The sequence below is a fragment of the Aureimonas psammosilenae genome (assembly GCF_009176975.1).
Classification (GTDB): domain Bacteria; phylum Pseudomonadota; class Alphaproteobacteria; order Rhizobiales; family Rhizobiaceae; genus Plantimonas; species Plantimonas psammosilenae.
Map to the genome: position 1 here is coordinate 154648 of NZ_WEZG01000002.1, position 15384 is coordinate 170031.

The following is a 15384-nucleotide window of genomic DNA, read 5'->3' on the forward strand; positions in this document are numbered from 1 at the left end:
GCATTCCAGTATCGCTCCGCCTCGAGCGGACGAGCCGGGACACGACGGCCATGTCCATACGTTTGAAGATCTTCTCCGGATGCCTTTGCCTCACCGCCCTGACGGGTGCGGTGGGATATCTCGCGATGGCATCGCAGCGCGAGATCGGAGACCTGGCGAGCCGCCTCTACGACAACTCCCTCCTGTCCACCAACTCCCTGCGCTCGGCCCAGACCGGCCTCGTGACGCTCGGCTTCGAACTGGCGGCGCTGGACGTGAGCGATGCCTCGCCGCTCGCGGCCGAACAAGGCGAGCGCGTTCAGACAAGCCTTGCCGCGATCGAGGCCGACCTCTTTCTGGCGAGCGCCGGATCGATCTCCTCGTCGGGCCGCAGCATCGTGGACCAGACGCGGCGCCGGCTGACGAAGCTCGACTTGTCCGCGCAGGCCATGACCGGGCGGCTGGTGAAGCGCGAAATCTCGATCGCGCGCGACGAGATCGGCGCGGCGGTCCGCGTCTTCGCCGCCGACGCCTATGACGTGAAGGGGGAGGTCGGCTCGATCACCGAGCGCTCCATGCTCCAAATGCAGATCCTGGTGGCGGCCGCCGCCATTCTCATGATCGCGGTGGTCTGGTTCCTGTCCTGGACCATCCTGCCGGCCCTGCGCCGCGCCGCCGCACTCGCCCGCTCCATCGCCAACGGCGATCTGTCCACCAAGCTGAACGGGCGTTCGGGCGGCGAGGGCGGCGAGCTTCTGTCGGCCATGGCCAGCATGCAGACGAGCCTTGCCGAGCGCTTTGACCGCTTCGAGACCATGGTGGCGACGCAGGCCAACGTCATCGACAAGGAGCGCACCTCGCGCGACGGCAAGCTGCGCTCGACCATCGAAAGCCTGTCGCAGGGCCTTTGCATCTTCGACGCGCATGGGCGCGTGTCGATGGTGAACCCGCGCTTTCTGGAACTCTTCGACGAGGCCGAGATCAGCATCGGAACGAGCGCCACCGTGCTCGCGGCGCTGCCCAGCCTTCAGGGCGTCGTGACGAAGGCGAACGAGCCCGGCGTTTTCACCCACCGCTCCGCGGACGGTTGCATCTTCTCCGTGTGTCGGCGCAACGCGCCGGACGGCGGACGGATCGTCACCGTCGAGGACGTGACGGAAGGCCATCTGGCCGCCGCCCGCATCGACCACGCCGCTTCGCACGACGGCATGACGGGCTTCTTCAACCGGCAGGCCTTGAGCGACCACATCCAGACCGCGCTTCTTTCGATGGGGCCGGCCGGCTGCCCGGCGCTCCTGATCCTCGACATCGACGGCTTGCGCGGCGTCAACGAGGCGTTCGGCCATTCGATCGGCGACGCGGTTCTGAAACTCGCTTCCGAGCGGCTCGCCGACATCGCGGGCCCCGACGATTTCCTGGCGCGGATCGGCGGCGACGAGTTCGCCATCGCCCGAAGCGGTCCGCTGCCCAAGGACGGCATCGCCGGCCTTGCCGCCGCCGTGCAGCAGGCGCTTTGCGAGCCCTACGAAGTGGAAGGCCGCGTCGTGCAGCTTCAGGTGTCGATCGGTCTCGCCCCGGCGCCCGGCGGCGTGGATGTGCCCACCACGGCCGACGCCCTGATTTTGCAGGCGGAACTGGCATTGGCCGCCGCGAAGGCTTCGAACCGCAAGCGCATCCGCTCGTTCGAGCCGGCAATGGAGCGCGAAAGCCAGCAGCGCCGCCAGACCGAGATCGATCTCGCCGCCGCCCTAGAGCGGGGCGAGCTGGAGCTGTTCTACCAGCCCTATATCGACGTTCCGATGCATGCCATCGCCGGCTTCGAGGCGCTGCTCCGCTGGCGCCATCCGCAGCGCGGCCTCGTGTCGCCGGGTGAGTTCATCCCCATCGCGGAAGATCTCGGCCTCATCGCTCCGATCGGTTTGTGGGCGCTGGAAACGGCCTGCGGCCATGCCGCGAAATGGCCGAAGGACCTCACCGTCTCGGTCAACCTTTCGCCGGTCCAGTTCCGCAACGAAAGCCTTCTGGACGACATCGCGACGATTCTGGAGCGCACCGGCTTCGAGCCCTATCGCCTTCAGCTCGAAGTCACCGAAAGCGTGTTCCTCGGGGATAGCGACGGGGTGATGGCGGTGCTGACGGCGCTTCGCGCGCTCGGCGTGCGCATCGCCATGGACGATTTCGGCACAGGCTATTCCTCGCTCGGCTATCTCAGCCGCTTCCCCTTCGACAAGGTCAAGATCGACCAGTCCTTCGTGCGCGATCTCGGCAAGCGCGAGAATCTGGTGATCGTGCGCGCCATCATCGGCCTGTCGAAGGCCATGGGGCTTTCGGTGATGGCGGAAGGCGTGGAAACCCGCCGCCAGATGGAAACCCTCGTCGCCGAGTCCTGCTTCGAGATGCAGGGCTATCACTTCGCCAAGCCCATGCCCTTGTCCGACCTGCCGCGCTTCATGATGCAGTTCTCGCTGGATCGTCGGCCGGAGGCGGGTGACGGCCTCCTCACCAAGACCGTCGGCTGAGCGGGAAGAGGCGGTTCACGCCGGCGCGGCCCCACCGATCCAGACAAGCGCGTTTCTGACCGCGATATGGCGGTTGAGGTCGTAGGCGCGGCTGCGCGCCCGGCCCAGGCGCATCAGCTTCTCGCGCTCGCGCTTCAACCGGTCGAGAAGGCGCGAGCGCAATTCGGCCGGCACCGTCGCCGCCGTTTTTTCCGCCAGCACCGTTTCGCAATCGCTGAGCGACAGCCCGAGCCGTAGAAGAAGAAAGCGGTGGTCTGCCGCGTCCGTTTCCTCGGATGCCGAAAAACCGGTGATTCGCGGCCGGTCGAGCGCTTGTCTCAACCGATTCGACGCCGCGCCGTTTGCCTGGGCCGCCATATCCGTTCCCCTCGTGATTCTGCGTTTTCGCAAGAATGCGGGGTGAGAACGGATAGGGAACAGATTTTGCGCTGTTTCGAGCGCGATGACATCGCTCGGCAGCGCCAAACCCCTGTGGAACCTACACTCTCGATTGTGGATTGGGACTTGATGAATAGGAAATCTATCCTATTCCCGTCGAGCGTGTGCCATCTTCGATTCTCGCCGAGGAGCGAGGCCAGTCATGTCGATACAAGAAAACAGAACAAAACAGGAACTCGTGCCGGTCGGACGGCCGATGACGTTCATGACGCGGGAACGCGAAGCGCTGCTCTGCGCCATCGCCCGCCACATCGCGAGCGCCGCCTTCGATGTGGCGCTCTGCGAGATCGAGCGGCCCGACCGCGCCGCGCGCGAAACGGCCGCCGCGCGGCAGGCCGCGATGTATGTCGCCCATGTCGTGTTTCAGGTGGCTCCCACCTCCGTCGGACGCGAGTTCGGGCGCGATCGCACCAGCGTCGGACACGCCGTCCGCTTGGTCGAGGATCGCCGCGACGACCGCGCTTTCGACGAGCGGCTGGACCGGCTCGAGTCGACGGCGATCAGTTGCTTGTCGCTGCTGCGGCCGAAGGACGACAGATGAGCGCGACGCCCCGGTTCAACGACGACGAATCGCCCTTGTCGCGTTTGGCGACCCGGAAGGGTGCGGATGGCCAGCCGTTCCTGAACCTAGTGGAAGCCGCGGCCGGCGAGCGGTTGCGGCTGGATTTCACGCGCGCCGGCATGATGCCATCGGTCTCGCAGCGCTGGGACGCCGGCCCGCGCGGCCCTCGGAACAGCGGTGGGGCGGGCGATCTGTCCGATTCGGCGCTGGATGCGCGGGGCCGGGTGGAACGGGCGCTGCAGGTGGTCGGCCCGGAACTCTCCGGCGTTCTTCTCGACGTCTGCTGCTTTCTGAAGGGGCTGGAACAAGTGGAGCGCGAGCGCCGCTGGCCGGCCCGCTCCGCCAAGCTTCTTCTGAAGGCGGGGCTCGGCGTCCTGTCCCGGCACTACGGGCTGGAAGCCGTGTCGGGGGCAAAAGAAGGGCGCATCCGCCGCTGGCGAGCGCCCGAGGGTTGAAGGATCAGGCGACGCTCGGTTCGCGGGCGTCGTTCTTGATCCGCGCGATCACCGACCGCAACCCGTTGGAGCGCTTGGAACTGAGATAGGCCTGGAGCCCGAGTTGGACGAAGATCGATTCCGCATCGAGATCCGCGATCTCGGCGCGGCTGCGCCCTGAAAACAGAATCACTGCGAGCGCCACCAGACCCCGGACGATAAAGGAGTCCGAGGTGCCGTCGAAGACGAGCTTGTCCGGATCGCTCGGATCGGGACGGCTGGCGATCCAGACCCGGCTTTGGCAGCCGTGAACCTCGTTCGCGCTCGTTTGTTCGGAAGCTGGCAGCGTCGCGTGAAGCTTGCCCAGCTCGATGATGTATTCGAGCTTGTCGTTCTCCTCCTGCAGGAACTCGAAGTTCTCGGCGATCTCCGCGAAGTCCGGCATGGCGATATCGTTTGGCTCTCGGGTTTGCGATGATGCCTTACATAGGTTCGCAAGCGTGCCGCGTCAGCCGCGCGGGCGCGGAACGGGGATGGCGACGGGCGCGGCCTCGGCGGAAGGCGGTTCGTCGGCGGCGGTCTCGCTCGCAACGCGCTTCGGCGGTTGATAGGGCTGGGGCAGGGCAGGGCCGGCCAGCATTTCGCGAATGGCAAGAACCGGCCCGTGCCGCGTCTCGCCTCGGGGCGGAACGGTCTCGCCGGTCGCGACCGTCTGCGGCTCCGACGCCAGATACGCGCCGAGATAATCGGCGCCGATGCGAAATCCGGTTTCGATGCGCTCGCCCGCGAAAACCGCCACCTCGTGTGCTGCCGAACACGCGGCGGGCGCCCGCTCGCAGAACGAGCCGAGATCCGACACGGCTTCCTGCATCCCGACGGCGAGGCCGAAGAGGTCGATATCGGCCTTCGGCTCCTGCGACGGCTCGGCGAGCGGCAGGACCATGGCCAGAAGGCCGAGGCCGAGAGCGCATTTGATGGCGAAGCGGATCACGTCGACTTGTATCCCGGACGGCTGTCGCTGGCTCGGCGGCTTCCTTCACGGAGAACCAGCCGAGCAACTTGGAACATCACATAGAACGCCCGAAGGTGGTCTTCAAATGGCTCGTAAAATTTGAGCCATTCAGAGTGAATCGCCGCCGGTCCCCCGGTGCGGCGCATGGGCGGGCAGCGCGTGTTTAAGCCTTCATTGAAGGGTTTGGCCGATAGTCGGTCGTGGTTCGGAGGAAGCCCGGCGCAGAGCCGGGCCGACATGCCGGACTTGTATCGAAGAGTGAGCGATGGGCCGAGCGCGCGACAGAAGGGGAGGGCTGAACATCCCCATCCAGACGCTTGACGCCGCCACGCTCGGGCGGCTCGACCGCATCGTCTGCGGCCGGGTGGTCGCGCGCAGCGAACGCCGCCGTCACGCAGGCCTGTTGGCCGCTCTCAGCCTGTCTGGCCTTTGCATGGCGCTGGCCATGCCGCTCGCGACGCTCGCCGGCATGCCGACCCATCTCGTGGTCGCGCCGGCCGCCTTGTCGAGCCTTTGCTTGATTCTCGCCGCCGTTCTGTCGGCGACCGGGGCCTTCGACGCCGTGGCGGGCGCGGCAGTCGCCGCCCTTTCGCTGGCGCTGGCGCTCGGTGCGACCGGGGCGGGCGGCGTCGCGTCGCCGCTCCTGTTGCTTCTGCCGCTGGCGCCGCTCGAATGCTTCCTCGCGCGCCGAAGGGCGCTGATGCTGGTGTCGGTCGCCACCGCCAGCCTCGCCTTCGGCTTCGTGATCGCCGCCGACCAACTCGGTCTCGTGACTGACGCCGCCCATCCGGCGGTTTTCGTGGGCGTTGCCGTTTGCGGTCTTGTTTATGCCGGCGTCCAGGCCCTTCGCCTTCGCGGCGGGCTCGACCGGCGGCGCGCTGCGAGCGAGGCCGAAAAGTCCGAGCGGCGGCTGGTGGAGCACATGCTGGGCGAGGCGGTCCTGCGCTTTTCGCCGGACGGCAGCCTGATCCATGCCTCCGAAGGGGCGGCGGGCTTCTTCGACCGCATGGGCAGCGATGGCCGCCATCCGTTTCTGATGTCCTGCGTTCATATCGCCGACCGCGTGCGCTACCTCTCCGCCTTCGGCGATCTGCGCGCCGGCGCGGCCTCGACCTCCTGCGAGGTGCGTTTGGCGGATGGGGACGGCCAGGGCTTCGTGGAGGCCGCGCTGGAACTGATGGCGATCCGCGATGCCCGCGGCCATCTCGTGTCCATCATGGTGGTGGTCGCCCGCCCTTCGGTGGCAAGCGCCCCCGACGAGCATCTGCGGCGCGAACTCGACGAGGCGCGCGAGCTGTCGGACGCCAAGAGCAGCTTCCTCGCCATGGTCAGCCACGAGCTTCGCACGCCCTTGAACGCCATCATCGGCTTCTCGGACATCCTCGACCAGGAGTTCTTCGGAGCATTTGAATCGCCGCGCCAGAAGGAATATGTCGGCCTGATCCGCCAGTCGGGCGAGCATCTCCTGTCGGTGGTCAACGGTCTTCTGGACGTGTCCAAGATCGAGGCCGGGCATTACGAACTCGACAAGGAATGCTTTTCGCCGGGCGAGCTTCTGGCGGGCGCGCTCGCGGCGGTTCGCGGCGATGCCGACCGCAAGAACATCGCGCTGGAGATCCGCGACGAGTTCTCGCCCCGCACGCTCGATGCGGACCGCCGGGCGGTGTATCAGATCCTCCTGAATCTCCTGTCCAACGCGGTGAAGTTCACGGATGAGGGCCGGGTGACGCTGACCGCCCGCAGCGACGGGGCCTTTCTGGCGCTGTCCGTCACCGATACGGGCGCGGGGATCGCGGCGAGCGAGTTGCCCAAGCTCGGGCGGCCGTTCGTGCAGGGGTCCTGCGGGCTGGCGCGCCGGCATGTCGGCACCGGGCTCGGACTTTCGCTGGTCAAGGGTCTCGCCGAATTGCATGGTGGGGCAATGACGATCTCCAGCGAGATCGGCCGGGGAACCACGGTTCTGGTCACGCTGCGGCGCGACGCCGCCGCTTCCCCGGCCTTGAACGACGACGACAACAGGGAACGAATTGTAGCGCTGAAGAATGGCCGCACGAATCACAACAACCAGGCAACCCGTGAAACGCGCCGCTCGGCCTAATCCGGGGATCATCGCCCTGAAAGGGGCCGGCTCCGTGGTGGCGAGCGCCGCCGCGCCCGTTTTGGCGCGCCCGGTTCTGTCGGGAAGCCTGTTTCTGTTCGCCTCCATGTTCGGCTGGATCGCCGCCAACGCGCTCTATGCGCAGTCCGGCCGGCACAGCCATCCGCTTCTGACGACACGGCCCGAAAGCGCGGTGTCGCGGCTATCCGGCGCCACGCCCTCTGCGGCCGCGTTGCCCGTGCCGCTGGTGCGCGACGTGCAGGTGGCCTTGATCGAGGCCGGCTATTACTCGTCCGATGCCGACGGCATTCCGGGCAAGGCGACCGCGACCGCGATCCGCGCGTATCAGGCCGATCACGGGCTGCCGGCCGATGGCGAGGCGTCGCCCGGCCTTCTGGCGGTTCTCCAAACGCCCGAGCCGACCTCGAACGAGACCGTGGCGACGGCGGCGAAAACCGAGCGTGTCGCGAGCCTCGGCAACGGGCGAACGGCCGACGACGCGACGAGCCCCGCTTCCACCCGCCCGGCCGCACTCCCTGCGCCCTCGCGCGATCTGGTGCGCCAGGTACAGGCGGGACTGAAAGGCGCGAAGATCGCCGATCTCGATGCCGACGGCATCATGGGCGCGCGAACGGAAGCCGCCATCCGCACCTTCCAGGCCTCTCAGGGTATCGACGTGACGGGCGTGCCGAACGAGGCCCTGTTGAAGCGGCTGAAGGGGCTTGGAGCGCCCAAGGGGCGGTGAGGATCACCTCCGAACTCTTCGTGGCGCAGCTTCTGCGCCGCGTGTTCGCCGATGGCGGCTTCGCGGCCGTATTGCGCAAAGGTGCGGAAGCCGCCGGCGCGATCTTCGTGGTTGCGCGGAGGAGGGACGGCACCGCGACGCTCTTCGGCCCCGCCGTCCAGACGATGGCCGACGACAACGACGAGCGCCGCTTCATGGCGGAAGCCGCCCGCGACGACGAGGCGATCACCGCTCGGCTGGAGCGCGAAGCCCGCTTCGACCCGGACTTCTGGGTCGTGGAAATCGAAACCGCCGACCCTGAGCGTTATCTGCCCGTGGTGGAATAGGGCCGAGGCCCAAGCGTTCATGGGAGAGCGGGGGTAGGAGACAGGCTGCGTTCGGCCCGCCCCGGAAGTGGCGACGAGTGAACCGCTGACCCTTGGTTCTGTATCCCCGCTTGCAGCGAACCCGCTGCCGCCACGTCTTACAGCTTCCGTATTGGCTTCCGCCGTTCGGAAAAGCGGTCAGCCGGCGGAAGTGAGGGATTGCCGCCTTCCCAAACGCCGTTGCCCGTGCCGTGGTCTTTTCGATCATGCGACACGATAAGGCTCGGATCGGCAGGCGACGCAGGATCGGTGAGGCTGACGGGATAATGATGTCGTTTCTCGGGCGCTTCCGCGAGACACTCCGACGACGGTGACCATGCGTATTCCCGGACGGCAGCGATCCGCCTGTTTCTTCCCGGACGCGGACTGGCGGCTTCGTGTTCTCTTCCGCGACTTCCGCCCTTTTGGTTTCATTAAAATACTTCGGTTACCGTAGCGGTCAGTAAGCATCATGTCGGAGGGGGCATGTCTATCCGCACGTCAGTCAACGCGAAGGTCTTGCTTGTCGGCGGGGGGACGATCGGCGCGTTGCTTCTGTCCGGCTCGTTTCTGGTTCTGAGCCAGGTCGGCGGCACCGTTTCCGATCTGTCGACGAAGTACGGAACGCAGATGGCGCAGGCCACCGCCAACTCGATCGCGACGGATCTGGCGCGCGTCGAATCCACCGGACGGTCCATGGCCTCGGCGCTCGGCGCGTTGCACGCAAAAGGTCAGCACGACCGGCAACTCGCGCTCGACATCTTGAAGCCGAATGTCGAGTCATCGCAATACGTGATGGGGAGTTGGTATTTCGAGGCGCCCAACGCATGGGACGGCCAGGATACCACGATGGCTGGCCGGAAGGATCTCGGTTCGAACAGTACCGGCACCTTCATGCCATATTGGGCGCGGCTGGACGGCCAGGTCTCGATGGAACCGGCCGAGGACAACCAGGTCTACCCCGAAGCTTTCTACACCGTGCCGGCTCAAACCGAACAACCGGCGATGATCGATCCCTACTCCTACGCGGTCGGGTCGAAGACGGTCCTGATGACGTCCGTGGCGTTTCCGGTCATGTCGGCGGGCAAGCTCATCGGAACGGCCGGCCTTGACATCGCGCTGGACGATCTGACCAAGCACCTGTCCACCGATCGCCCGTTCGGCGACGGCACCATCATGCTGCTTTCGGGCAACGGCAAATGGGCGGCCCATCCCGATGCCAAATCCCTTATGCAGCCCTATTCCGGTCCGAGTGCCGATCTTGTTCGGGCTGCTTTGACCGAAGGGAAGGCCGTTCAACTTCCTTTGTTCGACGTCGACGGCGTCGCCATGCAGCGCACGGTGACGCCGTTCATGCTGAAGGGAATGAACACGACTTGGGCGGTTGTGACCGACGTTCCGGCAGCCACCGTCGGTGCGCCGGCGCGGAACCTCGCAAACGGCATGATGGTTGGCGGCGCGCTGATCATACTCGCCGTTCTAGCCAGCCTGTTCGGATCGCTTCGGGCCTTCGTCGTGAAGCCGTTGGGAGGACTGACGCGTGCGGTCGATGCCCTGGGCCGCGCCGATTATTCCTTGGCCGTCGAGGGAACGGACAGGAAGGACGAGATCGGTATCGTCGCGAAGGCGCTGGAGAACGTTCGAGGCGAACTGGCGTCCGGCCAGCAGCTCCGGATCGAACAGGACGAATTGCGGCAATCGTCGGAAACGCAGCGCCAGCGCCAGGCCGCGATCGACGGGGCGAAGGCGGAAGACCTCCGGGACTTCGTGCGGGCGGTGGAAGAAGGTTTCGAGCGGCTGGCGCAGGGCGAATTGATGGTCCGCATGACGGGCGCCGTCGCGCCGGAGTTCGAGCCGATCCGCGCCAAGTTCAACGACGCCGTCGCCAGCTTGGAGAATGCGATCGGTTCGGTCGTGGGCTCGATCGGTTCGATCCGCACCGGTCTCGGTGAGATCACGGTGGCAGCCGGCGACCTGTCGCAGCGCACCGAGCAGCAGGCGGCGAGCCTGGAAGAAACGGTCGCGGCCTTGTCGGAAGTGACACGCGGGGTCAACGGAACGGCGCAGAGTGCCAATGATGCGCGGGGCGCTGCATCCACCGCGCAGACCGAGGCGGAAAGGGGCGGCGAGATCGTCGCCAAGGCCATCGCCGCGATGTCCGACATCGAGCGCTCGTCCGACGAGATCGGAAAGATCATCGGCGTCATCGACGAGATCGCCTTCCAGACGAACCTCCTGGCCCTGAATGCCGGGGTCGAGGCGGCGCGCGCCGGCGAAGCCGGCCGAGGCTTCGCGGTGGTGGCGCAGGAGGTTCGCGGCCTTGCCCAGCGTTCGGCGGAAGCGGCGAAGGAGATCAAGGACCTGATCCATACGTCGAGCGCCCAGGTGGAACAGGGCGTCCAGCTCGTCACGGCATCGGGCCGTTCGCTGGAACAGATCGTCTCCCAGGTCGGCGGCGTCGCGCAGGTCATTGCCCGCATCGCCGTATCGGCGAAGGAGCAGGCGTCGAGCCTCAAGGAGGTTTCCACGGCTGCCGATCAGATGGATAAGGTCACCCAGCAGAACGCGGCGATGGTGGAAGAAACCACCGCCGCAGCGCAAAGCCTCGGCAGCGAAACGGAAGAACTGGCAAGGCTCGTGAACGGCTTCCAAACGAATGTCGGACACGGTCACGCGCCTTCGCCGCGCGTTCAAACCATCGCGAGGGTGCAAGGGAAACCGCGTCCGCCGGTCTCGCAGATGAAGCATATGGGTCATGGCGGCGCGGTGCCCCGAAACGCTCCGAGTGAAGAAAGCTGGTCGGAGTTCTGACCGATCGACCATGTATCGGGAGGTCGCCAAAAGATTGCGGTCTCCCGGTCGCCCCCGTTTCTTGCGCGATTGCACGGCAAGGTGCCGTTGAGGCGGGGGCATAGAGGCCGCTGCGGGCCACGCATAAGGACCCTGTCGCGGCGCTTGTTCACGGAAACGCGGTTGGTCTCGTCACCTCAAGAGCATTCGTTCGGTGGGCGTGGGAGCTTTCGCACGAATTGCGAAGGTCGTGTCGATCAGCCAACGGCGGCCCGACCCGCTCACCGCCGGGTGGACGCGCCCGACCGGATCATCGCCAACCCGATCGGGAACTCCGCCTGCACCGGCAGGCCGAGCGGCGACATGCGCCCATGCACGAGGCTGAGCACCGCGAGCGGCACGTCGAGGATTACCGGCACCGAGCCGTCGGAAGCGTTTGCGACAAGGCAAGGGTGGTAACGCCGGTCGCTCGGCGCCCGTTGGGGATTGCCGACCGGATCGGCGGTGGTCGCGGCGTCGAGCGCGTCCTCGACCACCGCCCAGGAGAAGGACGGATCGACAGCCGCGATGGCCGCGGCGTTGAGCCGTGCCAGATCGGACACGAAGCTGAACGCGAGATCCACCCCCGCGCGGTCGCTCGCGAACCACCGGGCGCGCGGCGCGTTGACCTCGGCATCGCCCGAGGCAAGGTCGAGAGGGCGCTTCGGGACCCAGCCGGCAAGCCACGCATCGATCCGTCGAGCCTCGACCAGCGCCGCGTCGTCGCCCTTCAGCACCGCCGCCGCGTCCAGCCCTTCGCGGGCGAGCCGCGAAACGAGGAGGGCGATCCGGTCGGCGTCGCGGGCGAGGAACTGCGCGAGGTTCTCGGCGCGTTGCGCCCGCGTCAGCCTGCCGGGATCGCCGCGATGGCGCGGCGTGTCGGGCGGGTAGTCGCGGAGGCGGGCGGAAAGAAGGGCATAGGGATCGCCGGACGTAGTCCCGGCGGTCGCGTCGGAGCGCGCCGCCACGCCATCGTCGTGCCGTCCGGACTGCCATCGGGTGCCGAGCCAATCGAAAATACCGGCCATGGCCTCGATCTAACAGTTGGCGGGTGACGCGGCCAGCCGTTGGAACTGGCTGCGAACCGTGTCCAAGGCACCGTGCCCGATCAACGTGGCGATCGTCGACGCAGTTGGATTGGCAGAAGCAGGCATCCTGCGAGTCCTCAAGGGGGCATCGGCGGGTGCGGCGGCAACGTTTGCTTCCAACGCACTTCCGCCCCGAAGCGAAACGTCTCACGCCCGCCGTTGCCGCCACTCCCGCAGGAAGCCGGCCACTGAACGGTTGACCCGCGACTCTCGCGGGGCAAGAAGCGTCGTCGCGTCGAGGGTTGAGTACGAGGACCGAAGCATGGGCGAGGAGCCGGAACAGCTTCCGACGGAGCGCAAGCGCGGTTCGGGTGCGAGGATCGTCTACGACCAGTTGCGCGACGAGATCCTCGATCTCGTGCTGCCGCCCGGCAGTCCGATCGACGAGGTGCAGCTCGCCGAGCGCTTCGGCGTGTCGCGCACGCCGATCCGCGAAGCTTTGGTGCGCTTGTCGGGCGAGGGGCTGGTGAACATGCTGCCCAACCGTTCCACCATCGTGTCGAACATCGACTACCTGAACCTCCACGCCTATCTCGACGCGCTGGTTCTCATGTATCGCGTCACCGCAAGGCTCGCCGCCGAACACCATCGGCCGGCCGATCTCGCGGCGATCCGGGCGCAGCAGGCCGCTTTCGCCGATGCGGTCGCGGGGGAGGACGCCCTGGCGATGATCTCCACCAACGCCGCCTTTCATTCGGCCATCGCCGAAGCCGGGCGCAACCCGCATTTCCTCGGCTTCTTCAACCGTCTTCTGGATGAAGGGCGGCGCATCCTCAGGATCTACTACAACGCCTACGAGGACCGCCTGCCGCGCGAATTCGTGGACGAGCACGAAGGCCTCATCGTCGCCATAGAGGCGCGCGACGCGGGTGCCGCCGACAGCCTCGCCAAAGCGCATGGGGAGCAGATCGCGGCAAAGGTGCAGTCGCTGTTCCAGCGCGGCGCGCGTCTCGATATCGATCTTTGACGCTGGCAAGAACCGCAAAGGCACTCTTGCACACTCAGTGTATTTTTGTTTGATCTAGCGGATTGCGGAACGGCAATGTCCGAAGGCTCACCGACCATTATGACGACGGCACTTCAACCACGCGCGGATGTGATCGTTATCGGGGCCGGCGTCGTCGGTTTGTCGGCGGCTCTCGCGCTTCAGGCACGCGGGTTTCGCGTCGCCGTTCTCGACCGGGAAGGCCCGGCCGCAGGCGCTTCGGCAGGCAATGCCGGTGCCTTCGCCTTTACCGACATCCTTCCGCTCGCCTCGCCCGGCATTCTTCGAAAAGCGCCGAAATGGCTGCTCGACCCGCTCGGACCACTCACCGTTCCGCCCGCCTATGCCCTGCGTATCGCGCCCTGGATGTGGCGCTTCTGGCGGGCCTGCTCACAAGCCCGCGTCGCGGCTTCGACGGGCGCGCAGACGGCTTTGATGGATCTCTCCAAAGCGGAACTCGAACCGTTTCTGACTGCTACGGGCACGCTGCCCATGCTTCGCCGGCAGGGCAATCTTCAGGTCTATGAAGGGCAGGCGGAGTTCGACGCGTCGCAGCCCGGCTGGGAAACGAGGGCGCGGCACGGCATCGAGTTCCGGCATCTCGACGCCTCCGGCATGGCCGAAATCCAGCCCGGCCTCGCGTCCCGCTTCACCCATGGCACCTTCACGCCCGGCTGGTATTCGGTGGCCGATCCGAAAGACTACGTGCTGGCTCTCGCCGAGCGTTTCCGGGCCGCCGGTGGCATGATCGAACTCGCGGAAGCGCGGGCGCTCGTACCCGTTGAAGGGGGCGTCAGGGTCGATACCGCCACGGGGTCGATCGAGGCGGGGCACGTCGTGGTGGCGGCCGGCGCTTTCTCGCACCGTCTGGCGCGCACCCTCGGCGAGCGCATTCCGCTGGAAACCGAGCGCGGCTACAACACGACGCTGCCTGAGGATGCCTTCGACCTTCGCACGCAGGTCACCTTCGGCGGGCACGGCTTCGTGGTCACGCGGCTGTCCTCCGGCATTCGTGTCGGCGGCGCGGTGGAACTCGGCGGCCTTGACTTGCCGCCGAACTACAAGCGTTCGGAAGCCATGCTGCGCAAGGCCGAGGCCTTTCTGCCGGGCCTGAAAAGCGAAGGCGGCCGGCAATGGATGGGCTTCCGTCCGTCGCTTCCCGATTCGCTGCCCGCCATCGGCCGGGCTAGCGCCAGCGAGCGCGTGACCTACGCCTTCGGCCACGGCCATCTCGGCCTTACGCAATCGGCCGGCACGGCCCGGCTCGTCGCCGATCTCGTGTCCGGCAGAGCGCCCGCGATCGATCTCAAGCCTTATTCACCGCAACGTTTCCGGTAGAAGCCCGACCATGGCCAACCACACCTTTTCCTGCCTCGACGGCCACACCTGCGGCAACCCGGTTCGCCTGGTTTCGGGCGGCGGGCCGCTCCTGAAGGGCGCGACCATGCTGGAAAAGCGGGCGCATTTCCTTCAAGAGTTCGACTGGATTCGCACGGGCCTGATGTTCGAGCCGCGCGGCCACGACATGATGTCGGGCTCGATCCTTTATCCGCCGACGCGGCCCGATTGCGATGTCGCCGTTCTCTTCATCGAAACCTCCGGCTGCCTGCCGATGTGCGGCCACGGCACCATCGGCACGATCACCATGGCGATCGAGAACGGCCTCGTGACGCCCCGCGAGCCGGGCCGCCTGTCGATCGACACGCCCGCCGGCAAGGTGGACATCACCTACCGGCAGGAAGGCCGCTTCGTGGAAGAGGTGCGCCTCACCAACGTTCCCGGCTTCCTCCATTCGGAAGGGCTCACGGCTGAAGTCGAGGGGCTCGGCGAGGTCGTGGTGGATGTGGCCTATGGCGGCAACTTCTATGCCATCGTCGAGCCGCAGCGGAACTTCCGCGACATCGCCGACCATACGGCCGGCGAACTCGTGGGCTGGTCGCCGAAACTGCGCGCGGCGCTGAACGCCAAGTACGAGTTCGTCCATCCCGAGCATCCGGCGATCCGGGGCTTGAGCCACATCCTGTGGACGGGCGCGCCGCGCGACGCGGCGGCCCATGCGCGCAACGCCGTGTTCTATGGCGAGAAGGCGATCGACCGAAGCCCGTGCGGCACCGGCACTTCGGCGCGCATGGCGCAGCTTGCGGCCAAGGGCCGGCTCGGCGTCGGCGACGAGTTCGTGCACGAATCGATCATCGGCTCCTTGTTCAAGGGCCGCGTCGAGGCGGCGGCGAGCGTCGGCGATCGCCCGGCCATCGTGCCGTCGATCGCCGGCTGGGCGCGCCAGACCGGCATCAACACCATCTTCATCGACGACCGCGACCCCTTCGCCCACGGCTTCGTGGTGAAGTGAA

The 15384-nt window shown here is 66.7% G+C and carries 14 protein-coding genes; 10 read left to right on the forward strand and 4 right to left on the reverse strand.

All coding sequences use genetic code 11. The annotated features are described in order from the left end of the window. Positions 1-50: 50 nt before the first annotated feature. Complete coding sequence (locus F9929_RS04460; RefSeq protein ID WP_152045345.1) at positions 51-2498, forward strand: putative bifunctional diguanylate cyclase/phosphodiesterase; 2448 nt, start codon at positions 51-53, stop codon at positions 2496-2498. 15 nt (positions 2499-2513) lie between these two features. Here the strand turns inward: F9929_RS04460 and F9929_RS04465 are convergent, their stop codons facing one another. Beyond that, the gene (locus tag F9929_RS04465; protein WP_152045346.1) at positions 2514-2855 is read right to left on the reverse strand and encodes a hypothetical protein; all 342 of its coding nucleotides are present in this window, start codon (positions 2853-2855) and stop codon (positions 2514-2516) included. Between the two features lie 223 nt (positions 2856-3078). Between F9929_RS04465 and F9929_RS04470 the strand changes: the two genes are divergently transcribed. Together F9929_RS04470 and F9929_RS04475 are read left to right on the forward strand one after the other, a co-directional pair. Beyond that, entirely contained in the window at positions 3079-3477 is a 399-nt protein-coding gene (locus tag F9929_RS04470; protein ID WP_152045347.1) for a helix-turn-helix domain-containing protein, read from the forward strand. Further along, positions 3474-3953, forward strand: coding sequence for a DUF6456 domain-containing protein (locus F9929_RS04475; protein WP_152045348.1), 480 nt, complete (start codon positions 3474-3476; stop codon positions 3951-3953). The genes F9929_RS04470 and F9929_RS04475 overlap by 4 nt, the downstream gene beginning before the upstream one ends. A gap of 4 nt (positions 3954-3957) precedes the next feature. On the opposite strand, the gene F9929_RS04480 is transcribed toward F9929_RS04475, so the two are convergent. Both F9929_RS04480 and F9929_RS04485 read right to left on the reverse strand, forming a co-directional pair. Continuing rightward, the gene (locus F9929_RS04480; protein WP_152045349.1) at positions 3958-4377 is read right to left on the reverse strand and encodes a SufE family protein; all 420 of its coding nucleotides are present in this window, start codon (positions 4375-4377) and stop codon (positions 3958-3960) included. Positions 4378-4440: 63 nt separating this feature from the next. Continuing rightward, a complete protein-coding gene (locus tag F9929_RS04485; RefSeq protein WP_152045350.1) occupies positions 4441-4923 on the reverse strand; it encodes a DUF5330 domain-containing protein in 483 nt (160 codons plus the stop codon). Positions 4924-5209: 286 nt separating this feature from the next. Here F9929_RS04485 and F9929_RS04490 point away from each other — a divergent pair, with 286 nt between their 5' ends. The 4 genes from F9929_RS04490 (at position 5210) to F9929_RS04505 (ending at position 10942) form a co-directional block, all read left to right on the forward strand. Next, positions 5210-7042 (forward strand): sensor histidine kinase, encoded by a 1833-nt coding sequence (locus F9929_RS04490; protein ID WP_152045351.1) that lies wholly within the window; start codon positions 5210-5212, stop codon positions 7040-7042. Further along, entirely contained in the window at positions 7020-7787 is a 768-nt protein-coding gene (locus tag F9929_RS04495) for a peptidoglycan-binding domain-containing protein (protein ID WP_193227611.1), read from the forward strand. Before F9929_RS04490 ends, F9929_RS04495 begins: the two co-directional genes overlap by 23 nt. Continuing rightward, entirely contained in the window at positions 7784-8113 is a 330-nt protein-coding gene (locus F9929_RS04500; RefSeq protein ID WP_152045353.1) for a DUF1491 family protein, read from the forward strand. Before F9929_RS04495 ends, F9929_RS04500 begins: the two co-directional genes overlap by 4 nt. Before the next feature lie 504 nt (positions 8114-8617). Further along, complete coding sequence (locus tag F9929_RS04505; protein ID WP_152045354.1) at positions 8618-10942, forward strand: methyl-accepting chemotaxis protein; 2325 nt, start codon at positions 8618-8620, stop codon at positions 10940-10942. A gap of 260 nt (positions 10943-11202) precedes the next feature. Here the strand turns inward: F9929_RS04505 and F9929_RS04510 are convergent, their stop codons facing one another. After that, positions 11203-11988, reverse strand: coding sequence for a hypothetical protein (locus F9929_RS04510; protein WP_152045355.1), 786 nt, complete (start codon positions 11986-11988; stop codon positions 11203-11205). A 322-nt stretch (positions 11989-12310) separates the two neighbouring features. Between F9929_RS04510 and F9929_RS04515 the strand changes: the two genes are divergently transcribed. From F9929_RS04515 to F9929_RS04525, 3 genes are all read left to right on the forward strand, one after another. Continuing rightward, the gene (locus F9929_RS04515; RefSeq protein WP_152045356.1) at positions 12311-13015 is read left to right on the forward strand and encodes a GntR family transcriptional regulator; all 705 of its coding nucleotides are present in this window, start codon (positions 12311-12313) and stop codon (positions 13013-13015) included. Positions 13016-13114: 99 nt separating this feature from the next. Beyond that, a complete protein-coding gene (locus F9929_RS04520; protein ID WP_152045357.1) occupies positions 13115-14371 on the forward strand; it encodes an NAD(P)/FAD-dependent oxidoreductase in 1257 nt (418 codons plus the stop codon). Between the two features lie 10 nt (positions 14372-14381). Then, the gene (locus F9929_RS04525; protein WP_152045358.1) at positions 14382-15383 is read left to right on the forward strand and encodes a 4-hydroxyproline epimerase; all 1002 of its coding nucleotides are present in this window, start codon (positions 14382-14384) and stop codon (positions 15381-15383) included. Position 15384: the final 1 nt, after the last annotated feature.